Raw genomic sequence first — 26297 nt, 5'->3', positions numbered from 1 at the left:
CTTCCGAACGACTGAAAGGAAAAGCAATGTTGGCCGATCTTCGGTTTCTTCGTTTAGCTATCAAAAGATTGCTATTAAAATCTTTTGTTCATTTGATATATCTGGGTTTTTGTCAAACAAAGTGAGCAACTCCACTTTGTTCTTCTCCGAGCATTTGACTTAAAATCGAAAACACCTCCTGTACTTATGTTCAGGAGGTGTTTATTAATTTCCCTTAAAAATTTGAAGATGTTTAGGCTTTACAAAAACTTCTTCTCCTGTTCGAAGCTTTAAATCTTCGTATTCTTCTTTTGTTAATTCAACTTCTAAAAATTGATTCGTATCCTTTCTTTTCAATTCGATATGAACCGCTCTTCCGACTGTATGAATATGTGCAATTGTCGCTTTTATTGCTTCTTTTAATGAACCATTCCGTACGATGGATAATTCATGTGGGCGAACATAGCCAAGTGCTTGATCGTTTTCCGAATGAGTAACATCTGGTACTGGCAATTCAGCATCCCCGTTAAAAAGTTTTCCATTTTGCACTCTTCCTTTAAATACATTGACATTGCCTAAAAAATTGTATACAAATGGGCTGTTTGGTTGTTCATATACTTCGTCTGGACTTCCAATTTGTTCGATTTTGCCTTCGTTCATGATGACAATTCGATTCGCTACATCAAGCGCTTCTTCTTGATCATGTGTGACAAAAATGCTTGTGATCTGAAAGTCATCATGCAGTTGCCTTAGCCATCGTCTAAGTTCTTTTCTTACCTTTGCATCCAATGCTCCAAAAGGCTCATCTAACAGCAACAGCTTTGGCTCGACGGCTAGCGCTCTTGCTAATGCGACCCGCTGTTTTTGTCCCCCTGACAATTGTGCTGGATAACGGTTCGCAAATGCCTCAAGTTTAATAAGTTGGAGTAGTTTATTCACTTTTGATTCGATTTCTTTTTTTGAAGGACGTGTTTTTTTGGGAAGTACTTTTAAACCGTATGCGATATTATCAAATACCGTCATATGTTTAAAAAGTGCATAATGTTGAAAAACATACCCGACTTTTCGCTTTGCAGTATGAAGATGTGTAATTTCTTTTTTTCCAAAATGGATGATCCCTTCATCGGGATCCTCAAGCCCCGCAATAATTCGAAGCAGAGTCGTTTTGCCTGAACCCGATGGTCCTAATAGCGCTACGAGTTCACCTGTTTGAATTTCAAGATTTATCTGTTTCAGTGCATGAAAAGAACCGAATGTTTTCGTAACATTTTCGATTAAAATACTCATTGATCTTGGCCCCTTTTACGATTGGATTTTAGATTTCCATTCAATAAAATTCTTTATGAGGAGCGTAATAATCGCGAGGATCGACATAAGTGAAGCGACTGCAAATGCAGCTGTAAATTGATATTCGTTGTATAAAATTTCTATATGCAGCGTCATTGTATTTGTTAAGCCGCGAATATGGCCTGAGACAACGGAAACTGCTCCGAACTCACCGATGGCGCGTGCGCTACAAAGGATAATCCCATACAGAAGCCCCCATTTAATATTTGGTAACGTAATGTAAAAAAAAGTTTTCAATCCATTTGCCCCTAATGATAAAGAAGCTTCCTCTTCAGCTTTCCCTTGCATTTGCATGACTGGAAGTAATTCTCTTGCAACAAATGGAAACGTCACAAAAAGTGTGGCAAGGACAATTCCAGGAACAGCAAAAATAATATGAATGTTATGTGAAATGAGCCATTGCCCTAGTAAACTTTGAGCTCCAAATAGGAGGATGAAAACAAGACCTGCTATGACCGGTGAAACCGCAAATGGAATATCGATGATTGTCGTTAATATACTTTTTCCTTTAAAATCAAACTTTGTAATTAGCCAAGCAGCGATGATGCCGAACAGAGTGTTAAGCGGTACGGTTATCAAAACTACGAGCAGCGTTAGTTTAACCGCTGAGAGTGCATCTGGATCTGCATTAGAGGCTAAGTAAGCATTCACACCTTGATCAAAAGCTTTCATAAAAATCGCAATGAGCGGCAAGATTAAGAATATGCTTAAGAACGTGATTGTTAGGATGATCAGAATGAACCGAATGAAGAACGGTTCAGAATTTGCCGTTGATTTACCAACGTATCCCGCCATTGTAAATCCCCCTTACTATTGCATGAATTTTTTATTTGACCACCACTGCATCCCGTTTATAAACAAGAGAATGATAAACGACATAATGAGCATCACCACAGCAATTGAAGTTGCTCCTGTGTAGTCATATTGCTCAAGTTTTGTCATGATGATAAGCGGTGTAATTTCTGTTTTCATTGGCATATTTCCTGCAATGAAAATAACAGAGCCATATTCGCCTAACGCCCTTGCAAAAGCGAGTGCAAAGCCAGTTATAATAGCGGGAAGTAATTCTGGAAAGATGACCTTTAAAAAAGTTTGCAACCGGTTTGCCCCTAAAATGGCTGATGCCTCTTCCAATTCTGTTTCAAAGTTTTGTAAAACAGGTTGCACCATTCTGACGACAAATGGCAGTCCAATAAAGATTAAGGCGATCGTAATTCCAATTGGAGTAAAGGCAATTTTAAAAGAAAAAAATTGTCCGAGCCAGCCGTTTTCAGCATAAAGTGTTGTTAACGCAATCCCTGCAACGGCAGTCGGCAAGGCAAAAGGCAAATCCACGAGTCCATCTATTAATTTCTTGCCGGGGAATTGGTATCGAACGAGCACCCAAGCGATGATGACGCCAAAGATTGCATTTATGCATGCGGCGATGAAGGAAGCACCGAAACTTAATTTATAAGATTCTACGACTCGAGGTTCAACAATGGTTTCCCAAAATTCGCTCCAACTCATCATGGATGTATAAAAGAAAATCATTGAAAGTGGCAATAGTACGAGAAGGCTAATATAAAGCATTGTAAACCCAAGTGATAATCCAAACCCAGGGAATACACTGAGTCTTTTTATTTTCCTGTTTTTCTTCTTCATGCTGTCACCTTCGTTTCGAAGATGGGGATGTCTCATTGAACAAACTGAGACAATCACCCATCAATTTTTAAAAATTATTTTTGAGGCAAGTAAATGTCATCAAATGTGCCACCATCATTGAAATGCTTTTCTTGGGCTTTTTTCCAGCCGCCAAAGTCTTCATCAATTGTGACGAGTTTAATTTCCGGAAATTGATCTGTGTACTTTTTCAGAATATTCTCATCACGGGGACGGTAATAGTTTTTTGCTGCAATTTCTTGTCCGGTATCTGAATATAGAAATTTTAGATAGGCTTCTGCGACTTCAGCTGTCCCTTTTTTTTTGGCGATCTTATCAACCACTGCTACCGGCGGTTCGGCTAAAATGCTAATAGTGGGGACGACTATTTCAAACTCTTCTTTTCCTAACTCATTGATTGATAAGAAGGCTTCATTTTCCCAAGCGATTAATACATCACCGAGACCGCGTTCAACAAATGTAGTGGTAGCACCTCGTGCACCAGAGTCGAGAACTTCTACATTTTTATAAATTTTGCTTACAAATTCCTTAATTTTTGTTTCATCATTATGATATTTTTCTTTTGCATACGCCCAAGCGGCAAGGTAATTCCAGCGGGCGCCTCCGGAAGTTTTCGGATTCGGTGTAATGACCGAAACATTTTCTTTCGTCAGATCATCCCAATCTTGAATGTTTTTTGGATTCCCTTTGCGAACTAAAAAAACAATCGTTGAAGTATACGGCGTAGAATTATGTTCCAGGCGTGATTGCCAGTCTTTCTGCAACAGATCGCGAGTATTCGCAATTTCATCGATATCACCGGCAAGAGCAAGAGTTACGACATCTGCTTCTAAACCATCAATTACAGATCGGGCTTGTTTACCAGATCCTCCATGTGATTGCTGAATGGCCACTTTTTGCCCTGTTTCTTTTTCCCAATATTTAATAAATTCTTGATTAAATTCTTCATATAATTCACGAGTCGGATCATAAGAAACATTTAAAATTTCTAGCTTTTTCTTATCTCCTGCAGTTACGTCTTGATTCGTTTCTTTTGTATTGCACCCAGTTAAAATGACGATGACAGAAACGGCAACGCTGAAAAATTTGGTTAAAGTTACTTTCATTAAAATTAATTATCCTCGCTTTCAAATATTTTCGAAACAATAAACTGCATTATAATAGTCAAATCAACTAATGAATGTTACTAAAAGATTGATTTATTAAGGCTGTCTGATTAACGAAGTAAGCTTGATTACAATTGTTGAATTGGCTGTATTTTCTTTGTGGCAATCGAATTTTTTGGTTTTCAATTCCATGGTTTGGCATATTTTCACCTCCGTTCTCATTGAAATAAAAAAGACTCCATGAAATCATACTTATGTATGTTCTCATAGAGCCTTCAGTTGACTGATCAGCAAACTTAAAACAAACTATTCCAATAGGATATATATAAATGCATAGTAGCGATTATTTTAAAAAATGTCAATACATTTTTAAGCTCAATGCATAGGACATAGATAAGAATATTAAAAAAGTAATATACTTATTATTTCTGTTACAAAAACCAAATTGCCTTGCAACTGATTGAAAAAAAAAGCAAAATGGAAACGTGAGACTTTTATTACTAGAAAAACAAGAGGCGAATATTGTGAATAATAATCCAATCGGAGTCATTGATTCAGGTGTTGGCGGGTTAACAGTTGCTAAGGAAATGATGAGGCAGCTTCCAAAGGAAACAATCTATTATGTAGGAGATACGAAAAGATGCCCTTACGGATCACGTTCTGAGGATGAAGTGATCGAATTTACATGGGGAATGGTCAGTTTCTTACTGGAAAAAGGGATTAAAATGCTTGTCATTGCATGCAATACAGCGACAGCTTTTGCGCTCGACACCATTAGAGAAAAAATAAATATTCCTGTAATCGGCGTCGTACATCCAGGAGCGCGAAGCGCCCTAAAAGTAACAAAAAACAAAAAAATCGGCGTTATCGGCACGGAAGGAACAATAAATAGCAAAGTTTATGAGCATGCATTAAAAAGCATAAATAGCCGTGTTGAAATAAATAGCAAAGCATGTAAACCTTTTGTTCCGCTCGTTGAAAGCAATTGTCTCGATGGGGAAGCAGCAATGAGCATTGTACGTGAACAGCTATCTTTTTTTCAACAAACTTCGATTGACACACTTATATTGGGCTGCACACATTATCCGTTATTACAACCGCTTATTCAAAGAGCAATCGGGGAAAATGTAGCGATTATTTCTTCAGGGGATGAAACTGCAAGAGAAGTTAGCACCATCCTGTATCATAGTGAATTACATACAACTGAAGAACACCCGGAGCATAAGTTTTTTACGACAGGAAGCAGCGATGTTTTTTCCGCAATTGCTAATCAATGGTTTGACACAATTTTAGACAACATTATTGAAATTAGTCTTTGATTAAAAACGAAAGATGTTTCTTTCGTTTTTTTTTAATAAGAAAGTGTAAATTGGCAGGTCTCTCAATTTAAACAAATCTAACCTTTCGCCTCTCACTTCCAGAAAGAACGCGTTAGCGTAGGTATTGCAGAAAAAAAGATTCCCGATATAATAAGAATCATGAAATATTTAAATTTTTACAAATTATACTTATGGTTCATTTGAAAGCGGATGACGACAATGATGGATAAGAGAGTATTCTTTTTACTGGGTTTTATTATGTTTTTGACGCTGACTGGCTATGGAATTGTCCTTCCCTCCTTGCCTTTTTTAGCTGACAATCTTGGGTTAACTTCTTTTCAAATGGGAACTCTCATAACGGGATGGGCGACAGCTCAATTAATTGCTGCGCCTTTTTGGGGAAGGCTTGCTGATAAGATTGGAAGAAAGCCGGTATTAATTTGCGGTTTAATCGGATTTGGAATTGCTTTTTATCTTTTATTATTCGCCAATAGTTATTGGCAGCTTTTATTGGCTCGAATGATTGGGGCATCGCTTTCCGCTGGTACATACCCTGCTGTTCTTTCCATTGTTGCCGATTCAACAAGCCAAGAACATCGCAATGTAGCGATCGCAAAAATGGGAGCAATCAATGGCCTGGGCTTTTTATGCGGTCCATCCATTGGCGGTTTTTTTGCACAGTTTAGTGTCCAATTGCCTTTCATTGTTGCAGGTACTCTTGCTTTTATAACCACACCTTTTGCATGGAAATACCTTGAAGAACCGAGTAGCGTTCATACACTTATTCGAGTAAAAACGTCTTACTTAAAGTCTTTTTCGATGCTTACAAAAAGAGGATATCGGGAGTTATATCTCGTTACTTTAGGACTTTCAATGGCGGCTTCTAGTTTTTTTGGTTTGATCGGATATTTTATGATTGCCCGTTTTGAATCGTCACCTGGCCTTGTCAGTATCGTCTTTAGTGCAGAAGCGGGTACGGCTGTTATTGTTCAGTTTTTTGTATTGGAAAGGCTTTATCGGATTTGGAATGAAGAAAGATTAAAACAGTATGGGTTAGTTATTTGTTCCATTGGCTTCATTTTAATTGCGCTCTCTCCACATTGGTTGGTTGCTGTACTTGGGAGTTCGATGATTGGGCTTGGGCAAGCATGTGTTATTCCAATTGTTGTATCATTGCTTTCAAAACTGGGAAGCTATGGCCATGGTGTAACAATGGGCATGAATGAATCGATGGATAGTTTAGGAAGAATTGTCGGACCTTTACTGGGCGGCTTAGTTTTTTCAGCCAATATCGCTATCCCTTTCTTTGGTTCGGCACTTATTATTGTTGCAGTACTTATCATGATCGTCCTTCAACAGAAAAAAAGCGGACAAAGCCTATTAATTGAAAACGAAGATTTTAAAGGAAAAATGTAGAATTTCCCCGGAAATATTTAAAAAATATTGAATTGTTTCAAGTTTGGTTGATTGCTTAGCTTGTGTACGAATAAAATCTCATTAGTTTATGACAGTAATTCGTTTCACATTTATCGAATAAAATGTTGCTGATGAGGAAGGGGGATCTCAAAAAGTTAAAAGCCATTAAAAAAACGGAAAGAAGATGAAAAGCCATGATGGAGAAAAAGGTATTTTTTTTGCTTGGGTTCATCATGTTTTTATCAATGACTGGCTACGGGATTGTTCTGCCTACACTTCCATTTTTAGCTGAACGGTTAGGTTTAACTTCTTTTCAAATGGGATCGTTGATTACAGGTTGGGCTCTTGCACAGCTTATAACCGCTCCTTTATGGGGAAGACTTGCAGATACATGGGGGCGAAAACCTGTATTAATTTTTGGCTTGCTTGGATTTACAGTAGCTTTTTTTCTTTTAATCTTCGCAAATTCTTATTGGCAGCTTCTAGTGGCAAGAATGATTGGTGCTGCTTTATCCTCAGGGACGCACCCGGCTGTTTTCTCGATCGTTTCGGATTCAACGGATCGGAGAAATCGGAATATTGCGATTGCGAAAATGGGAGCGTTAAATGGCCTTGGCTTTCTTTGTGGTCCTGCAGTAGGAGCGTTCTTTACCCCTTTTGGCGTCATAGCTCCATTCATTGTCGCCGGATCGTTAGCATTTTTGACGTTGCCATTTGCTATGAAATATCTGAGGGAACCTCATGAAAAAAATGCGATAAAAAGAAAAAAACATGCTCTGTTTCGGTCATTTGGAATGATTGCAAAAAAAGGATATTGGCAGCTATATCTCGTCACATTTGGAGTGTCGATGGCCGCTTCGAGTTTCTTCGGATTGTTTGGTTATTTTATGATTGAACGTTTTCAAGCTACCCCGTTTTTCGTAAGTTTGGCGTTTAGCACACAAGCTGGAATATCAGTTATCGTTCAATTTTTTTTATTGGAGAGGCTTTACCACTTATTTAAAGAGGAGCAAATTGCAAAGACAGGGTTGCTTTTGATTACACTTGGGTTTGGAACGATTGCTTTTTCACCGCATCTCGGAATCACAGTTTTAGGATGTTTGTTTACGGGCTTCGGTCAAGCTTGTGTTAATCCGACAATATTATCGCTTTTATCAAAACGAGCACAATATGGTCAAGGTGTAACGATGGGGATGCAGTCATCTATGAACAGTCTTGGCCGGATTGTAGGGCCTTTATGGGGCGGAGCGGTATTTTCGATCCATATTGCAGCTCCTTTTTTAGGCTCTGCATTCATCACTCTTTTATTATTCATCATGATTTTACTAACTGTAAAAGAAGGATTTCAAGTTTCAGTAATGAAAGAGGAAAGTCTTAAAAATATTGGAGAGCAAAAACAACAGTAAGAACTTTTTTATTATGGCTCAATCGTCCGTAAGACAGCAATTGGTGGATAAGTATTTTTATAATCGCGCTAATTATATAAGTTAAACAAAAGAATTTTAAACACAGTTGGTTTGAGTTTGGCAAGGATATATTTTAGACACTCCGAGACCTTCCGAGCGAATGCGAGTAAAAACAATGTTGAGCGTTCTTCAGTTCTTTTGTTCTTTTTATAATTGAAGGGAGAAGTGAAAAAAATGTTCGATTTTTTAGAAATTCTTCCATTTCCCGTTATTGTTACGGATCATACCGGTGTAATTGAAAGTTATAACCAATCCTTTTGCCGATTAGCTAAAAATAGACCTGTCCAAGGAGATATAAAAACACTGTTCAGTGAATGGGAAATGTATGACGGTAATCTAGTTGTTGCCAAATTAAGAAATAAGCCATATTTACTGCTGCCGGAGTTTTTCAAAAAAGAAGAGAAAGCGTTTATTGTTTATTTCGTTATGAAGGGTCAGTTTATCGAGTTTTTTCAACAAAAGATGCATGAATTGCAAGATTTAAAAAAACTGTATGAAACAATTATCGAAAATTCACTCGACGTCATTTATATTACAGATCGAGATGGGAATACATTAAGGGTGAGCTCAAATATTGAAAAGCTAACCGGATATCCGAAAGAAAGTTTTATTGGAAAAAACGTAAAAGATTTTGTGAGAAAAGGGAAGTTTAAAGAGTCAATGACTTTAAAAGTACTTCAAAAAGGGGAGATGGTCAGTTCTGTTGCTGAAATTGATTCTTTAAACCTTAAAACGGCCATACCGGTCATTAATGATGAAGGGGAAATCTATAAAGTCGTTACATTCGTAAGGAATCTTACAGAACTAAATCAAATTTATAATGAGTTAAATAACGCATTAAAATTAAAAAATCGTTATAAAAGAGAACTAGATAACATAAAAAAATCGGATGTCATTGTAAAAAGTAAAAAAATGAAAGAAATATTCGAAACGGCTGATCGAATTGCAAACGTCGATGCTACCGTTTTAATTTTAGGAGAAACAGGGGTAGGAAAGGATGTTTTGGCCAATCATATTTATCGAACGAGCGATCGAAATGAAAAAGGCAAACTTATTAAAATCAATTGCGGAGCCATCCCCTATCACCTTTTGGAATCTGAATTGTTCGGTTATGAAGCCGGTGCTTTTACAGGTGCGAAGCAGTCCGGAAAGCCTGGCATGTTTGAATTGGCCCATAAAGGTGTATTATTTTTGGATGAGGTAGGGGAATTACCCCTTGTATTACAGGTTAAATTGCTTCGTGTTTTACAGGAAAAACAAATTCAACGAATCGGTTCCACAAAACCAAAAGAAATTGATGTACGGTTAATCGCTGCAACGAATCGTAATTTAAAAGAATTGGTAGGGAAAGGGGAGTTTAGAGAAGATCTGTACTATCGATTAAATGTCGTCCCTATCCATATCCCTCCTTTGAGGGAACGGAAAGAAGAAATACTTCCTCTCGTCCAATCATTGATCGAAAAGAACAATGAAAAGTATCATTTCAACAAAGTATTTGATAAAGACTTGAAAGAATTTTTTTACAACTATGAATGGCCGGGCAACATTAGGGAATTATCTAATCTAGTGGAAAGATTAATTCTTACTATACCAGACAACATGATAAAATTTAGCGATCTTCCAGAAGAGTATCAAAATATAAGAGTAGATTCTTTGGATTTGGTAGATCAAGCTGTAAAAGTCAATGATATGGGGATAAAGCCATTGAAAGAAGCGGTGGAGGAAGTGGAGCGTTATCTTTTAGCAAATGCATTGGAGAAGTTTGGCAGTACATATAAAATTGCAAGAGAATTAAAGACAAGCCAAACGACAATTGTCAGGAAACTAAAAAAATACAATTTACTTGTACAACATCACTCCTCTTGAAATTATCTCATGTAAACTAATGATGCAGGTAAACCAATTAAGTTAAATTTATAAGTTAAAAAAAACTTAATAAGTCAAAAACAACTTAAAATTTTAGAGTTCCCACTTTGTTTTTTTCTCCACCTAGAATTTCTTAAAATAAATCTCTATAAAAAAACACGATTAAAAAGCCTATTTAAAAAAATGGCATCAGAATATACGGAATATTAAAAAGAATGGCATGGCTTTTGCATATAAAATAATCAAATCATGTTAAGGGGGTTATTTATGGGTTTGACAAGTTCGAGATTCGCCTATTATGAAAAAGTATTTAGAGCATTTCCTTAATAAGTGAAAACGTAGTTTTTCATTGAAAGGGGGAGTTGTCGTTTCTAATATACTGCAAATAAAAATTGCAACGAATCATTTAAATAGGAGTGTGAACGTTTACGTGATGACCGGTGAACCGATGACTTTAATCGGCACGGGACTCCCCACATATCAATCGTTTCAACAATTAAAAAGCGGCTTAATCTCAATGGGATGCGCTTTGCAGGATGTAAAACAAGTCATTATTACCCATATGCATGATAGCCATGCTGGCGGTCTTAGCTTACTCCAAAAAGAGGTAAATGTCCCGGTTTTTGTTCATGAACGCGCAGAATGTGATTGGAAAAATGTCAAGTACTTAAGAGATGGAGATTGCATTATTGCGGGTGGCAGACATTTTAAAGTCATTGATGTCCCTGGCCTCGGCCAATCCGATATTTGTTTGTGGGATCAAACATTAGGAGATGCTTTTGTTGGAGATTTTCTTTTACAAAAGGTTTCTCCCCATGCAATCATTTCCTCGTTAGAGGATAAAGAAAAAAAACTTTCATCTTTATTAAAATTCAGAGAGTCTTTAAAGAAGGTGCGTGACTTGCCTTTTAAAACGATTTATCCCAGCCATGGTAATCCTTATATTGGCCATATTCCTGTCATCGATAGCATGCTTAATGAACATGCGTACAGTCACCACCAAATAAATGAAATTAGAGGAGATGAATGATAATGGATTTTACATTAACAGATGAACAAAAAATGATTCAGCGTACCGTACGTGATTTCGTTAACAAAGAGTTACTCCCTCTTGAACAGCAAGTTTTAAAAAACGAGAGAGAAGGAAGGGTTGGCGTATCGAAAGAACAACTTGATTCCCTTCGAGCAAAATCAAAAGAGTTGGGTTTTTGGGGAATTAATACACCAGAGGAATATGGTGGAGCAGAGCTAGGACCTATTATGACCGTCTTAATCGCAATGGAAATGGGAAGAACATTCGTCCCTTTCAGCTTTGGCGGTTCCGCCGACAACATTCTTTACGAATGCAATGAAGATCAGAAAAAGAAATACTTAATCCCAGTCATTAACGGTGAGCGCCGTTCGTGTTTTGCAATTACTGAACCCGGTGCAGGGTCCGATGCAAGAAATATAAAAATGACTGCTGTAAAAGATGGGAATGAATGGGTTTTAAATGGGGAAAAGGTTTTTATTACAAACGGAAACGAAGCAGACTTTGCGATGGTTTTTGCTGTAACAGATAAGGAAAAGGGATCGAATGGAGGCATCACTTGTTTTCTTGTTGATCGTGAGATGGGCTGGAAGTCAGAATATATTCACACGATGGGAGAGTGGGGACCGGCAAGCCTTATATTCGATAATGTTAGGGTTCCTGAAGAAAATATATTAGGAGAATTAGGGAAAGGCTTTCATCTAGGGATGAAATGGATTGGGAATGGACGAATTATGATTCCGGCACGCGCCGTTGGTACAGCTGAAAGATTATTAGAAATGGCAATCGACTACTCAAAAACAAGGGAAACCTTCGGAAAACCAATTGCTGAACGGCAAGCGATCCAGTGGATGATTGCAGATTCAGCAGTCGAAATCGAGGCAACAAAGTGGATTGTTTTCCGTGCTGCATGGATGGCGGAGAATGGCATTGATGCTCGTCACCAGGCTTCGATGGCAAAATTAAATGGGGCAATTATGGCAAATAAGGTTGTTGATCGCGTCTTGCAAATTCATGGTGGTATGGGTTATACGAAAGAGTTGCCGATTGAACGTTGGTATCGTGAATTACGGCTATTGCGAATTTTCGAAGGAACCGATGAAATTCAACGTCGCACAATTGCTCGAAATTTATTAAAAGGGCATGTGAAAGTAGGGGAGCTGCTAGCTTAATATATATAAAGGCAAGATAATATTCAAAATATACTAAATTATAAAAATACGGGGCTGTTTTTATATGTTGTAAAATCTGCCCTGCCAACTTTTCTTTATTACTTATGGGAAGGACTGATTGGGATTTGAATTCTGAAAGAGTCGCCGCCATCGTCGGTGTTGCCGAATCGGGTTTGGGGAAGGCATCTGGCAAAAATGTTTTGCAGCTTCAAGCACAAGCGGCAAAAGCTGCACTAGATGATGCTGGTCTGACAAAGGATGATGTTGATGCCTTATTTACAGCAGGAAACTGGGCGTGGGCACCTACTCTCATGTTAGCTGAATATCTAGGCATTAACCCGAAATATACCGATTCGACGAATATTGGAGGATCCTCATTTGAAGCGCATGTCGGCCATGCTGCAGCAGGTATCAAAGCAGGATTATTTAATGTTGCTTTAATCACGTATGGAAGTACAAATCGGACGAATCCAATCAATGTGTCGTATTCAAATCCTTTAACAGGGCAATATGAACGGCCATTTGGGCTGCCTGGGACAGTTGGATCATATGCTCTTGCAGCACAGAGGCATATGTATGAATACGGAACAACTTCGGAGCAGCTTGCCGAAATCGCTGTAGCTACTAGAAAATGGGCATCATTAAATGAAAAAGCGTACAAAAGAGAACCGATTGAAATTTCTGATGTACTGAATTCCCGCCTTATTGCCGAACCGCTCCATCTATTGGATTGCTGTTTAGTCACAGATGGCGGCGGCGCCGTTATTGTAGCTTCAAAAGAAGTGGCTTCCAACCTGAAAAAATCGCCTGTATGGATTTTAGGGCATGGTGAGTCCCAATCTCATCATACGATTAGTAACATGCCGGATCTTACCGTTACGAGCGCACGGGAGTCGGGGGCGGCGGCTTTTGAGATGGCAGGCGTGACTCACGATGAAATTGATGTCGCTGAAATATATGATTCATTTACGATTACTGTCCTTTTAACACTCGAATCTTTAGGATTTTGTAAACCCGGAGAAGGCGGGGCATTTGTAAGTGGACAACGCACGGCTCCGGGAGGAGCGTTTCCGATGAATACAAATGGCGGCGGCCTATCTTATTGCCACCCTGGCATGTACGGTATTTTCCTGCTCATTGAGGGGGTCAGGCAACTTCGGAATGAATGCGGCGAACGCCAGGTGAAAGATGCGGAGATTGCTTTAGTACATGGTACGGGTGGCGTCTTATCGTCGACATCAACTGTCATTTTGGGGAGGGATTAAGCGGTGGTTCAAAAGATTCAAGACACGATCGATGAGGAGTCACGGCCGTTTTGGGATGGATTAAAGAAAAATGAATTAATGATTCAACAGTGTGATGATTGCGCTAAGCATATTTTTTATCCCCGTTCGATTTGTCCCCATTGTTTTTCGGATAACATTTCGTGGAAGCAGTCCAACGGGAGGGGGGCAATTTACAGCTATACGACGATCCATCAAGCGTTTGGCCCTTTTAAAGACGATGTCCCATTTGTGGCAGCTTTAGTTGATCTTGATGAGGGGGTAAGAATGTTAACGCGAATTGTTGGCGAACGTGAACAAATTGCAATCAATAAGCGAGTAAAAGTGACATTCCATCAGCTAAAGGACGATCTTGTTCTCCCTTATTTTGAATTGGAATAGCACTAGTAAAGGGGTGACTGCCATTGAGCCATACAAGGGTTGAACCCGAAAGGCTGCGGAAATTTTTTTCTCCGAAAAGTGTCGCTCTTGTTGGGGCGACAGATAAATCGAATTGGTCTTTATTCACTTTTGAAAATCTTAAAAATACAAACTTTCAAGGCCCTGTGTATTTAATTAATCCAAATCATGAAATTGTACATGGGCAAAAAGCATACAAATCCCTATTGGATATTAAAAATCCGATTGATTTAGCTTTTATTATGGTTCCGACGAATAAAGTGCTTGATGTCATGAGAGATTGCGCCGAAAAAAACATTTTAAATCTCGTGATTTTAACGGCGGGTTTTAGTGAAACGGGCAAGGAAGGTGCCGCACTCGAAGAAGAAATGGTAGAATTTGCACGCCAACATGACCAATTACTATTAGGGCCTAATGGGAATGGTTACATTAATGCAACCGATTCAACCGTTCCCTACGGTTTGCCGATTCAAACGCCCATAAAGACGGGCCCTGTTGGGATTGTGTTGCAAAGCGGTGCATTGGCAAGCTCTGTCCTAAGCACTGCAAGGGTAAGGGGGATTGATTTAAGCTTTATTACCTCCATGGGGAATGAAGCGATGATATCCGCTACAGATATTGTTGATTACTTAATTGAGGATCATGCAACACGTGTGATTGCAATGTTTTTGGAATCCATTAGGGAACCTAAGGAATTTGTTCGTGTAGCCAAAAAAGCATTAAAGCGCGGAAAACCAATTGTTGTATTTAAAATTGGCCGCAGTGAAGTAAGTGCCCGGTCTGCCATGGCCCACACAGGTGCGTTAGTTGGAGATGACGCTGTTAACGATGCGTTATTTCGCCAACTTGGGGTCATACGTGTGCACTCTTTGGAAGATTTAATGATCACTGCTGGTTTACTAGGGTATTTTCCAGCTCCGAAAGGCCGGCGATTAGGTATTGTTACGCCTTCTGGTGGAGCTTGTGATATTCTTGCAGATCGAGCGATGGATGAACAAATTGAACTCCCTGAATTCCAGCCCCACACGGTAGAAAAACTTAAAAAGATTGTTCCGTCTTTTTCAACGATTCATAATCCACTAGATGTGACAGGATATATTGTCGTTGACCGAACATTACTTAGACGCGCTCTGAAAGCTGTATCAGAAGATGAAAGTTTTGATGTCATACTATTTATGGTTGAACCCCCAAGAGTGGAACCACCAAACCTAGAGCTGATAGACCAACAATTTAAAAATATATCTGATCTTTCGAAGAGTTCAAAAATCCCTATTATTCCTATGATGAATGTTAACGTCGATATTTCACCTTACGGAAAACAAGTCATTGAAAAATATAATCTTCACTTCTTAGGTGGTATGGAACATGGTATGACTGCGATTGGAAAGGCTGTCTGGTGGGCAGAAAAATATAAGCAAATGAAAGAGATTGACCCCGAAGAATTTAAAATAACGGTTAAATATGAATTAAAGGTTTCAAGTCACGAAAATGATAAGCCTCTTGGTGAATGGTCAGAATTTCACGCACGGAAGTTTTTACAAGAAAGAGGGGTGCCAGTCGTTCCAGGAATCATTGCAAATGATGCGGATGAAGCTGCAGCCGCAGCGGAGAAAGTTGGTTTTCCGGCAGTTTTAAAAGTACAATCAAGTGATATTGCCCATAAAAGTGACATAGGTGGAGTCATCCTTGATTTAGAAACCACGGATGAAGTAAAAAGTGCCTATTCTTCCATTGTCGATAATGTAAATAAACGTGCTCCAGGCAGTAAGCTAGAGGGTGTACTTGTAAGTCCTATGCGTTCTAATGGGGTTGAATTATTAGTAGGTATCATAAAGGATCCTTTATGGGGACAAATCTTGGCGGTTGGTTTAGGTGGAATATTTGTTGAAGTGTTAAAAGATACTAGTCTTCGAGTTCTTCCAGTCAACCAATCTGAAATTAAAACAATGCTAACCGAATTACGAGGAGCAAAAATTTTAGAAGGAGTACGCGGAAAAGCGGGTGCGAATCTTGATAAGATTGCGGAAGTCATTTATAGAATTACTGAAATTGCAATGAGTAACTTCGATATCCTAGAGGAACTTGAAATTAACCCCATTTGGGTGAATGGGGAACAGGTCGAAGCATTAGATGCCCTGATGAAATGGAAACATAGCAAAGCATTAACAAAATAAAAATGTATTGAAGGAGGGGTTTGTATGAAACGTTTTGAAGGAAGAGTAGCATTTGTAACTGGAGCGAGCAGAGGGATAGGAAAGGGAGTAGCCCTAAAGTTAGCTGAGGAAGGGGCAAAGGTATGCCTTGTGGACGTAAACGAAGAGGCATTGTCCCAAACGGCAAAAGAATTTAAGGAAGAAGGATACGATGTTCTTGAGTTGGTAGCTGATGTTTCCGATTCAAATCAAGTCAATGTTGCAGTTGAAGCGGCTGAGAAGCAATATGGCAAAATAGATACGCTTGTTAATAATGCGGGCGTTCTGCGTGATAATTTATTGTTTAAGATGACAGATGAAGATTGGGAAACTGTTATGAATGTGCATTTAAAAGGAGCTTTTAACTGTGCCAGAGCAGCACAAAAAAGCATGGTGGAAAATAAATTTGGCAGAATTATAAATTTGTCATCCACTTCAGCACTAGGGAACCGGGGCCAAGCAAACTATTCTGCCGCAAAAGCAGGATTGCAAGGATTTACGAAAACACTTGCCATTGAATTGGGTAAATATGGAATTACAACGAATGCGATTGCCCCTGGGTTTATCGAAACGGATATGACAAAAGCAACCGCCGAACGAATTGGGGTATCATTTGACGACATGATTGCACGAAGTGCTGAAAGGAATCCTGTTAGGCGAAGCGGAAAGCCCGCAGATATTGCGAACGCCGTCGCATTCTTTGCGATGGAAGAATCCTCCTATGTCAACGGACAAATCCTGTATGTTTCAGGTGGGCCAAATGTGTAGTTTTGAAATGAACGGTAAAGGTGATGGTAATTATGTATAAACATTTGATCGGCAAGTCCTCTGAAAAAGTTCTTAATCTTGTTGAAAGAGGCGCAGTAAAAAAATTCGCTGAGGCGATCGGAGATCCGCATCCCATCTATATTGATAGAGAATTCGCCTCGAATACGAAGTATAAAACGAATATTGCACCCCCAACTTTTCCAATCACATTTGATTACGGCAGAATTCAGGATTCCGGGCTGCCAAAAGCAGGTTTGATTCATGGGGAGCAGGAATTTGAATACGTGAGGCCGCTGTTCGTCGGCGAAGAAGTGTATTGTTATTCCAAAGTAACCGACTATTACGAAAAGCAAGGAAGCAATGGATCACTCGGTTTTATGGTCAGGAAAAATAGTGGTGAAGATAAAGAAGGCAATGAAATATTTTCTAGTAAATCAATCATCATCATTACGGAAACGGTAAGAAAGGGGATGAAACATGCTGAAAATCTCAGAACTTAACATAGGAGAGTCATCGCCTTTACAGACACTCGACCCTGTTTCAAGGATTGACCTGATAAAATATGCTGGAGCTTCAGGGGATTATAATCCGATTCATACGATTGACGATACGGCTAAACAAACAGGATTGCCTGGCATCATTGCACATGGAATGTGGACGATGGGTAATTTAAGCAAACTTTTCACCGCCTACATTGGAGAAGGTTTTGTTCAAAAGTATACCGTCCGTTTCGCTGGAATGATATTTTTAAATGATGTCGTGACATTGCAAGCTAAATTAATAGATAAAAAAGAGAATGATCTTCACTTTGAGGTGAACGCAACAAATCAAAAGGGGAAAGCGGTAGTCATGGGTAATGTCGTATTCCGTCTGCACTGAAAGTTATTTGATTAATGTTTATAAGAAATCCCCCTTTTCTTAGAAAAGGGGACACATGAGAAATAGAGGAGGGCAAGCATGCTGCTGACAAACCTTATTCATGAGAATATTTCGAAATATGGCGAATATCCTTTTCTATACTATGGAGATAAAGAAATTTCAAACATTGAAATAGAAAAAATCGGGAAGCAATTTGCGCGCCTTTTACGCGCAACAGGAATTAAGAAAGGCGATCGTGTTCTCGTATGCATGCCTAATCGCCCGGAAGTCATCTATGCTTATCAAGCCATCCTACGGTCAGGAGCCATTGTTATACCTGTAATGTATTTGCTGCATGAAAATGAAATTAATTTTATATTGGAAAATTCAGGTGCCAGTGCAGTTATTACTTCCCTAGACACCCTTCCAAAAGTTGCATTAGCCACGAAAACATTGCCAAACAAACCGAAAATTATTTGTGTAGATGGAAGCAGCCAAATTGAAGATGTTGAGGTCATTGATTGGCAAAAGGCCATGAATCAAGATCTTGAAGCGTATCATGTAGATTTTGAATTAGAAGAATCGGATCTGGCTGTTATTCTCTATACTTCAGGAACAACCGGAAAACCGAAAGGCGTCATGCTGACTCACAGAAATCTTTCGGCGAATTTAGAAGCAAGTGACGAATTGATGTCTGATGAAGATCGTGGCACGACGCTTGGTGTGTTGCCGCTTGCCCATGTATACGGTTTTGGCGTGATGAATGGCTGTTTTTATCGCGGAAACTCAATTGTTATCTTTTCAAAATTTGAGGTGGATGAAGTTTTTAAAGCGATTGAAAAACATAAAGTCAAATCGTTTGCAGCCGTTCCTGCCATGATTCATGCAATGGTTTCAAGTAAAAATTCAGAAAAGTATGATTTATCGAGCCTGGAGGCTGTTGGCTCTGGTTCAGCGGCGCTTCCTATAACCCTAAGAGCTGCTTTTAAAGCGAAGTTTCAAGCGGAGGTGCGTGATGCATACGGTTTGTCGGAAGCTTCGCCTGGTGTTGCTACACAGCGTAAAGATATGCCAATTAAAGAAGGTTCTGTTGGGGTTCCGCTTCCAGGAGTTGAAATAAAGATTGTGAATGAAGACGGAGAGGAGCTTCCAGCAGGAGAAGTAGGCGAATTAATTGTAAAAGGTGCAAATATTACCCCTGGTTATTATCGGAATGAAGAAGAAACAAAAAAAGCCCTTCGAAATGGTTGGCTATATACTGGCGATATGGCGAAGGTGGATGAAGATGGCTATTTGTACATTGTTGACCGTAAAAAGGATTTAATTATCCGCGGTGGATTCAATATTTATCCTCGCGACCTTGAAGAGCTGCTTTCCAAACATGAAGCAGTTTCAGAGGTAGCAGTTATCGGTATACCTTCTGACAGTATGGGAGAAGAGGTTGCTGCTTGTGTCGTTAAGAGAGAAGGAGTTCAAGTAACAGAATCCGATTTAATAAACTATTGTCAAAAGCACCTGGCTAAATACAAAACGCCAAAGCATATTTTATTCTTTGAGCAATTGCCGAGAAACGGTGTAGGAAAAATATTAAAAATAAAGTTAAAGGAAATGGTGGCTGATATCGGCTATTCAAACTTAGGTAAAAACGCAAACTAAGGGGGCTATGGAATGAGTAAAGAAACAACGGCTTTGCTTCATGTTGATGAAATGAAAACGGTCTTCAAAACACGATTAGGACCTTTAGAAGCAGTTAACGGTGTTTCTTTTCATATATCCAAGGGAGAAACTGTCGCAATTGTTGGTGAATCCGGATCAGGAAAAAGCGTTTCTGCTTTATCCATCATGCGTTTATTGGAAAATTCAGGCAAAGTCTCTTCAGGCAAAGTCTTGTACAATGATGTGAATTTGAATGAATTATCAGATGAAGAGATTCGGAAAATTAGAGGAAAAGAAATTGCGATGATCTTCCAAGATCCGATGACGTGTCTGGACCCGGTTTATACGATTGGAGATCAAATTATAGAAGCAGTAAAAATACACGAAGATTTATCAAAGAAAGAATACTATGAGCGCGCGCTGCAACTCCTTCGTCTTGTCGGCCTTCCTGATGCTGAAGAAAGGATGACGAGCTACCCTCACCAATTGTCAGGAGGACAGAGGCAAAGAGTCATGATTGCCATTGCACTTGCCTGTCGGCCCAATCTGCTTATTGCAGATGAACCAACAACGGCGCTTGATGTGACAGTTCAAGCCCAAATTATGGAGCTTTTAAAAAAGCTGCAAGCTGAATTTGGCACAGCAATTTTTCTTGTCACACATGACCTCGGTGTCGTAGCTGAAATGGCGGACCGCGTTGTTGTTGTCTATGCGGGGCAAGTCGTGGAGCAAGCCGATGTCTACACATTATTTTCAAAACCCGAACACCCTTATACTGAAGCGCTATTAAAAAGCATCCCACGCATTGAAACGAAAAAAAGTGAACAGCTTTTAGCGATTAAAGGTTCGGTTCCTAGCTTAAATGATATGCCTTCGGGCTGCCGTTTTCACCCAAGATGTCCATATGCCGCAAACATTTGCGAGTCGAAAGAACCTCCAATGTTCAAGATTGGCGAACAGCGTTTCAGCAAATGTTGGCTTAAAGATGAAAACATGGCCAAAGAAATGCTTTTAACAGTGCAACAAAAGGAAGAAGAGGAAGCGGTTGAAACCCCGTCAAATGAAAGAAAAATAGGCGATGTCCTGCTTGAAGTAAAAGAGTTAAAAAAGCATTTTCCGATAACAAAAGGAATTTTTTCAAAAACAGTCGGCCATGTCCGGGCGGTTGATGGTGTTTCCTTTACGATTTATGAAGGGGAAACACTTGGACTCGTAGGGGAGTCGGGTTGCGGCAAATCAACAGCCGGGCGCTTAATCACTGGTTTATTAAAGCCGACAGATGGTGTTGTAACATTTTCAGGCCAAGACATCAAACGTGCTAATCGCCAAACAATGAAAAAGCTGCGTCAACGCATGCAATTTGTCTTTCAAGATCCGTACAGTTCCCTGAATCCCAGAATGACAGTTATGGATATTCTCGGGGAGCCGCTTGAAGTTCATGGCATTGCAAAAGGAAAGGAGAAGCGCGAACGGATTGTTGAACTGCTTGAGACGGTCGGTCTCTCACGCAACGATATTCAAAAATTCCCCCATCAATTTTCGGGAGGACAGCGCCAGCGAATTGGCATTGCGCGTGCGCTTGCAACAGACCCGGACTTATTAATTTGTGACGAAGCTGTTTCAGCGCTTGATGTCTCAGTCCAAGCGCAAATATTGAATTTGCTCAAAGATTTACAACAAAAAATGGGCATATCCTATCTTTTTATCTCACATGATCTAAACGTTGTGAAATATATTTCCGATCGTGTTTCCGTCATGTATCTGGGTGAAATTGTGGAAGTTGCAGAAGCAGAGACGTTGTTTCACAAACCGCTTCATCCTTATTCGCAAGCGCTTATTTCAGCGGTTCCAGTCCCTAATCCAGAGAAAAAGCCGGAACGAATCATATTAAAGGGAGAAGTGCCAAGTCCGTCAAACCCGCCTTCAGGATGCAAATTTCATACACGGTGTGCGAAAGCACTTGATATTTGCAGACAGAAGAAACCGATTTTGAAAGAGGTTTTGCCGGGTCATACGGTTTCATGTCATCTTTATTGAGGGGGCTTTACATGGCAGAGTATATTATCCGACGCTTACTTTATGGAATTTTAGTTTTGTTCATTATGGTCACATTTGTTTTTGTTGTCATGCGGGCCGTTCCCGGAGATGTTGTCATGCTTCAGCTTGCCGATGCAGGTTCCGTTACAGACGAACAGGTCGCTGCAATAAAGGAAGAGCTTGGCCTTGACAAAAGTATCGGAGCACAGCTGTCAGATTGGATAGCTGGTGCTGTTCGAGGAGATTTAGGAACATCACTTTGGTCAAAACAACCCGTCACGCAAATGATTGCTGACAGACTGCCTGTCACATTGCAACTTACGTTCATGTCGGTGGTCATGGCGATCCTAATCGGGATTCCAATTGGCGTCATTTCCGCGGTAAAACATAACACATTTATTGATAATCTTTTAAGAGTGACGGCGGTTGGAGGGCTATCGATACCGAATTTCTGGCTCGGATTAATCTTGCTTACCTTCCTTTCGCTTGTGTTTAATTGGATTCCACCTTTAGGATTTCAAACGTTTGCCGAAGATCCAGTTGTCAATATCCAACAAATGATTTTGCCTTCACTAGTCTTGGCTGTTGCGCTTAGTGCAAGCATCATACGGATGACACGCTCCGCTTTATTGGAAATCCTGCATTCGGACTTTATTCGTACAGTACGTTCGAAAGGTGCAAAAGAACGGGTTGTCATTTATAAACACGCGCTAAGAAACTCACTTGTGTCTGTTATTACACTGATTGGGCTACAAGTTGGAACATTATTGGGCGGAACCGTTGTCCTTGAATCGATTTTTTCTTTGCCTGGCTTGGGGAGCTTAATTTTTGAAACGGTTAATTCTAGGGACTATCCCGTTGTTCAATCTGCCGTCCTTGTATTTGGTGCGATGTTTTTACTTGTTAATCTTGTTGTCGATGTAATGTACGGATGGGTTGATCCGAGAATTCGAAACAGTTAAATCAACTTATGATAGGAACAAAAGATTTTAATAGCAGTCTTCAAACCACCTGTGTTTAAAATCCTTTTGTTCAACTATTTTCAAAGGGGAGTGGGAAAGTGGAACAATTACAATTGGAGCCCCAAATCACACAAAAGGAAATCGCCATTAAAAAAAATACGAAACTCATTAAATTCAAAGACGACTGTAAGCGTTTTATTGCTACGCAGCCCATCGGCACAATTTCTATCATTTTTATCTTCATTGTTGTTGTCGTTGCCATATTGGCTCCACTTCTTGCGCCATATGATCCTGTGGCTCAAAACAGACAGGCGTTCCTTGCCGGCCCGAGCGCCCAACATATATTAGGTACAGATGATTTAGGTCGTGACGTATTTAGCCGGATTGTTTACGGTTCACGAATTTCCCTGATTGTCGGTTTTGCATCAGTCGTCTTTTCATTAATATTTGGTATTTTATTTGGCGTGATTTCCGGCTATTTCGGTGGAGTAGTCGATATGATTCTTCAGCGCGTCATGGATGCCATCTTGGCGATTCCAGCTTTAATTCTTGCTTTATTTATTGCAGCATTGTTAGGTCCGGCTATTCAGAATGTCATTATAGCATTGGTTGTCGTTGAAACTCCTCGCTTTGCGCGGATTGTGAGGGGGGAAATGCTTAAGATTCGAGAAATGAATTATGTTGAGGCATCCAGATCTGTAGGTTCTAGCGTGTTCCGTATCATTTGGAAACACGGTCTCCCAAATATGATGGCGCCGATTATTGTCCTTTCCAGTCTGGCATTTGGCCAATCAATCATTGCTGAAGCATCCTTGAGCTTTTTAGGCATCGGCACACCGCCGCCCAAACCTTCTTGGGGTTTAATGCTAAGCGGTGCAAGCCGTTACATGGAAAATGCACCCTGGCTCGTCTTATTTCCTGGTCTTGCCCTTGGCCTTTGTGTTTTAGCATTTAATTTGTTGGGCGATTCATTAAGAGACTTCCTTGATCCGAAGCTATCCTCGTAAAAGATAAACATGTCAAATTCGAAGGATGTGTGGCTTGTTTAGTAAAATGGCACAAAAAATAGACAGCATAGCATTGACAACAAATTGGCCGGTCGGACCCGTCAATGTCTATCTTATTTATGGAGAAAAATTAACCTTAATCGATACAGGATTGAAAAACGATCAGTCTTGGAAAGAATTAAATGAGGCGTTGCACGAAAGGGGATTGGATATCCGTGATATTGAGCAAATTATATTAACCCACCATCATAGTGATCATGCTGGATTGCTTGAGAGGATCATTGAGAAAAATCCTGTACCCATTTATGCGCATGAAAACGCAAGACCCTATATTGAAAGGGATGTCGCATTCAACCAGTGGAGCAAAGAATTTTTTAGAGAGTTATTTACTGAATTTGGCGTTTCAGATAGGTTGGCTCAACGTTTAAATCATCACAAAAAAAAGAAGCTGACGGAATCAAGCTTAGTGCTGGAAAAAGAATTGAAAGAAGGTGATGGTGTACCCGGACTTTCTAGTTGGAAAGTAATTGAAACAAAAGGCCATTCACAAGACCATATTTCGTTATATTGTTCAGATAGCCGTGTGCTTATTTGTGGGGATCATATTATAAAAGGAACGCCGGCAGGAATTTTTCTAGATGCCCCTCCTTTAGGAGAAGAACGGGCGAAGCCTCTTATCCAATACATTGATAATTTAAAGAAATGCTTGCATCTCCCTGTTGACCAAACCTTTTCTGGGCATGGTCCTACGATTACAAATCTGGATGATGCGATACATGAACAATTGGAAAGAATCGAAAACCGTGCATCACGTGTTAAAAATATTTTAAAGAAACATAGTGGAACAGGATTTGAAATTACACAAGAAATGTATCCGAAACGTTTTCAACAATCGTTAGGGCTTTTTGTTTCTGAAATAACAAGTGTGCTTGACCTTTTACAACAGAGAAATGAAGTGGGAGCCATAAAAAAAAGAGGGAAATACATTTACCATTTACTAAATTAATCGGCGATTAAAGCTTATTTATAAAAAATGATCCGTTTCAATCAAGTAAAAATTTGGTGAAAATCAAGATTGGGGGATAAAAATGCGATTAAAATGGATGGTTCCTTTGCTTGTTTTATTGGTAACACTAGTTTCAGCAGGCTGCAGTTCCGGAGCAAAAGAAGCCGAAGTTGAAAAGGAGAGCCCAAAACAAAGTACTCAATCAAGTGAAGATGAAACGAAAAATCCGAAGAGCGGCGGTACGTATACCATTGTCACGGCATCAGACCCAGATATGCTTGATCCACATCGTTCTTCATCAATCTACACACATGGATATATGGGTTTAGTCTACAACAAGTTATTAACCTATGAAACAGGGCCAGATATTGATTATACCGATTATAATATCGTTGGGGATTTAGCCGAAAAGTGGGAAGTTTCGGATGACGGAAAGGTTTATACCTTTCATTTGCGTGATGCCAATTTCCATAATATCCCTCCAGTAAATGGACGCAAGCTTGTGGCAGAGGATGTTGTTGCTACTATGGAAAGAATGATGACATTGCCTGGGCATCAAGCGTCATTACTGGCTGAAGTTGAAAGTGTTGAAGCAAAGGATGAAAAAACAGTCGTCTTTACATTGAAACAGCCTTTAACACCATTCTTAAATTTCATTGCCAATCATTTTATGTGGATTTTGCCTAAGGAAGCGATTGATGGAGATTTTGATGTAACGACTACAGCGATTGGTACAGGACCGTTTATGTTGGAGAAATGGGAAGATAACATTGGCGCGACATTTGTTCGCAACCCAGACTTTTATGAAGAGGGGAAACCTTACATCGAGAAAGTCGAATATTTGGTGATTCCGGATGTATCTGCACAAATCGCTGCGTTTCGAACCGGAAAGGCTGACGTCATCTCCCAAATTTCACCAGAAGAAATTGACAATCTGCTAAAGACGAACCCAGATACCGTCATTAATGAAGTGATGATCCCTACGCAAATCCAAGTAGCAATGAATATGGATCGTGATCCTTTTAAAGACGTTCGCGTCCGCAAAGCGATTAGTATGGCCATCGATCGGCAAAATGCGGTTGACCAGATTTTTGGAGGGGGAGAAGTGAGCAGCCCCGTTAACCCATCATTGGGCGATTGGGCTTTACCAAAAGAAGAAAGAGAAAAATTACAGCCGTTTGACCAAGAAAAAGCAAAGCAATTGTTAGCGGAGGCCGGTTTTCCCGATGGGTTTGATACTACTATCATGGTCACTGATGGATATGGTCAACAACCGGTTCGTATCGCACAGTGGGTGGCAGAAGATTTAAGAGCGATTGGAATTAATGCCGATTTTCAAGTGACAGAGTACGCAACTTTCTATACTGAAAAATATCCAAAGAAAGACTATGATATGGTCGTTACGTACCAAACGTTTTTTCAAGAGGCAGATGAATGGTTAAGGACACAATTAAGAACGGGTTCGCCGCGCAACTGGTTTGGCGTCAGTGATCCTGAACTTGATAAAATGCTTGATGAACAGCGTGTGATGCTTGACGAAAATGAAAGAAAAGCAAAGGTTCACGACATCCAACGCTATCTACTAGAAGAAATCGTTAACCCAATTCCATTGGTGACAAATTACGTTTACAGTCCAAGACATCCTCATGTAAAAAATTACCACCCCCATGCATCTTACGGAAATATTCATATGAAAAACGTTTGGCTTGATAAGTAAAATTTCCTCAAATTAGTTTTTTGAAAAATGCATTTATTGTATTGACGAC

At 39.7% G+C, this 26297-nt stretch carries 22 protein-coding genes; 18 read left to right on the top strand and 4 right to left on the bottom strand.

The features are described from left to right. Positions 1–204: 204 nt before the first annotated feature. The 4 genes from DCC39_RS06635 to DCC39_RS06620 form a co-directional block, all read right to left on the bottom strand. Positions 205–1266 (bottom strand): sulfate/molybdate ABC transporter ATP-binding protein, encoded by a 1062-nt coding sequence (locus tag DCC39_RS06635; protein ID WP_116554112.1) that lies wholly within the window; start codon positions 1264–1266, stop codon positions 205–207. A 15-nt stretch (positions 1267–1281) separates the two neighbouring features. Beyond that, a complete protein-coding gene (cysW, locus tag DCC39_RS06630) occupies positions 1282–2121 on the bottom strand; it encodes a sulfate ABC transporter permease subunit CysW (RefSeq protein WP_116554111.1) in 840 nt (279 codons plus the stop codon). 15 nt (positions 2122–2136) lie between these two features. Beyond that, complete coding sequence (gene cysT, locus DCC39_RS06625) at positions 2137–2970, bottom strand: sulfate ABC transporter permease subunit CysT (RefSeq protein ID WP_116554110.1); 834 nt, start codon at positions 2968–2970, stop codon at positions 2137–2139. A 74-nt stretch (positions 2971–3044) separates the two neighbouring features. Then, positions 3045–4094, bottom strand: a complete 1050-nt coding sequence (locus tag DCC39_RS06620) for a sulfate ABC transporter substrate-binding protein (protein ID WP_116554109.1) — start codon at positions 4092–4094, stop codon at positions 3045–3047. 524 nt (positions 4095–4618) lie between these two features. Between DCC39_RS06620 and racE the strand changes: the two genes are divergently transcribed. The 18 genes from racE (at position 4619) to DCC39_RS06530 (ending at position 26248) form a co-directional block, all read left to right on the top strand. After that, entirely contained in the window at positions 4619–5413 is a 795-nt protein-coding gene (gene racE, locus DCC39_RS06615; RefSeq protein WP_116554108.1) for a glutamate racemase, read from the top strand. Between the two features lie 219 nt (positions 5414–5632). Further along, complete coding sequence (locus DCC39_RS06610; RefSeq protein WP_165820790.1) at positions 5633–6829, top strand: MFS transporter; 1197 nt, start codon at positions 5633–5635, stop codon at positions 6827–6829. Positions 6830–7023: 194 nt separating this feature from the next. Beyond that, positions 7024–8235 (top strand): MFS transporter, encoded by a 1212-nt coding sequence (locus DCC39_RS06605; protein ID WP_116554106.1) that lies wholly within the window; start codon positions 7024–7026, stop codon positions 8233–8235. Positions 8236–8469: 234 nt separating this feature from the next. Then, a complete protein-coding gene (locus DCC39_RS06600; RefSeq protein ID WP_116554105.1) occupies positions 8470–10161 on the top strand; it encodes a sigma-54 interaction domain-containing protein in 1692 nt (563 codons plus the stop codon). A gap of 418 nt (positions 10162–10579) precedes the next feature. Then, complete coding sequence (locus DCC39_RS06595; protein ID WP_133243472.1) at positions 10580–11191, top strand: MBL fold metallo-hydrolase; 612 nt, start codon at positions 10580–10582, stop codon at positions 11189–11191. A gap of 2 nt (positions 11192–11193) precedes the next feature. Then, on the top strand, positions 11194–12363 hold the full coding sequence (locus DCC39_RS06590; protein WP_116554103.1) for an acyl-CoA dehydrogenase family protein: 1170 nt from the start codon (positions 11194–11196) through the stop codon (positions 12361–12363). A gap of 125 nt (positions 12364–12488) precedes the next feature. Then, complete coding sequence (locus DCC39_RS06585) at positions 12489–13628, top strand: acetyl-CoA acetyltransferase (RefSeq protein WP_116554102.1); 1140 nt, start codon at positions 12489–12491, stop codon at positions 13626–13628. A 3-nt stretch (positions 13629–13631) separates the two neighbouring features. Further along, positions 13632–14027, top strand: a complete 396-nt coding sequence (locus DCC39_RS06580; RefSeq protein ID WP_240613563.1) for a Zn-ribbon domain-containing OB-fold protein — start codon at positions 13632–13634, stop codon at positions 14025–14027. Positions 14028–14050: 23 nt separating this feature from the next. Further along, the gene (locus DCC39_RS06575) at positions 14051–16219 is read left to right on the top strand and encodes an acetate--CoA ligase family protein (RefSeq protein ID WP_116554101.1); all 2169 of its coding nucleotides are present in this window, start codon (positions 14051–14053) and stop codon (positions 16217–16219) included. Between the two features lie 24 nt (positions 16220–16243). Continuing rightward, the gene (locus tag DCC39_RS06570; RefSeq protein WP_116554100.1) at positions 16244–17005 is read left to right on the top strand and encodes an SDR family NAD(P)-dependent oxidoreductase; all 762 of its coding nucleotides are present in this window, start codon (positions 16244–16246) and stop codon (positions 17003–17005) included. A gap of 32 nt (positions 17006–17037) precedes the next feature. Then, on the top strand, positions 17038–17505 hold the full coding sequence (locus DCC39_RS06565) for a MaoC family dehydratase N-terminal domain-containing protein (RefSeq protein WP_116554099.1): 468 nt from the start codon (positions 17038–17040) through the stop codon (positions 17503–17505). Beyond that, positions 17483–17884: a MaoC/PaaZ C-terminal domain-containing protein gene (locus DCC39_RS06560; protein ID WP_116554098.1), complete on the top strand. Its 402-nt coding sequence runs from the start codon at positions 17483–17485 to the stop codon at positions 17882–17884. Before DCC39_RS06565 ends, DCC39_RS06560 begins: the two co-directional genes overlap by 23 nt. A gap of 78 nt (positions 17885–17962) precedes the next feature. Beyond that, positions 17963–19519 (top strand): class I adenylate-forming enzyme family protein, encoded by a 1557-nt coding sequence (locus DCC39_RS06555; protein WP_116554097.1) that lies wholly within the window; start codon positions 17963–17965, stop codon positions 19517–19519. Positions 19520–19531: 12 nt separating this feature from the next. Then, positions 19532–21556, top strand: coding sequence for an ABC transporter ATP-binding protein (locus DCC39_RS19575; protein WP_116554096.1), 2025 nt, complete (start codon positions 19532–19534; stop codon positions 21554–21556). Between the two features lie 11 nt (positions 21557–21567). Next, positions 21568–22518, top strand: a complete 951-nt coding sequence (gene nikB / locus DCC39_RS06545; RefSeq protein WP_116554095.1) for a nickel ABC transporter permease — start codon at positions 21568–21570, stop codon at positions 22516–22518. 98 nt (positions 22519–22616) lie between these two features. Further along, the gene (locus DCC39_RS06540) at positions 22617–23525 is read left to right on the top strand and encodes an ABC transporter permease (RefSeq protein ID WP_116554094.1); all 909 of its coding nucleotides are present in this window, start codon (positions 22617–22619) and stop codon (positions 23523–23525) included. 34 nt (positions 23526–23559) lie between these two features. Further along, on the top strand, positions 23560–24531 hold the full coding sequence (locus DCC39_RS06535; RefSeq protein ID WP_240613562.1) for an MBL fold metallo-hydrolase: 972 nt from the start codon (positions 23560–23562) through the stop codon (positions 24529–24531). A gap of 82 nt (positions 24532–24613) precedes the next feature. Beyond that, positions 24614–26248, top strand: a complete 1635-nt coding sequence (locus DCC39_RS06530; protein ID WP_240613561.1) for an ABC transporter substrate-binding protein — start codon at positions 24614–24616, stop codon at positions 26246–26248. Positions 26249–26297 lie beyond the last annotated feature (49 nt).

The sequence above is a fragment of the Pueribacillus theae genome (genome assembly GCF_003097615.1).
GTDB classification, from domain to species: domain Bacteria; phylum Bacillota; class Bacilli; order Bacillales; family UBA6769; genus Pueribacillus; species Pueribacillus theae.
Note: the sequence above shows the minus strand (reverse complement) of the source record. Positions and strands in the feature narration are given on the sequence as shown.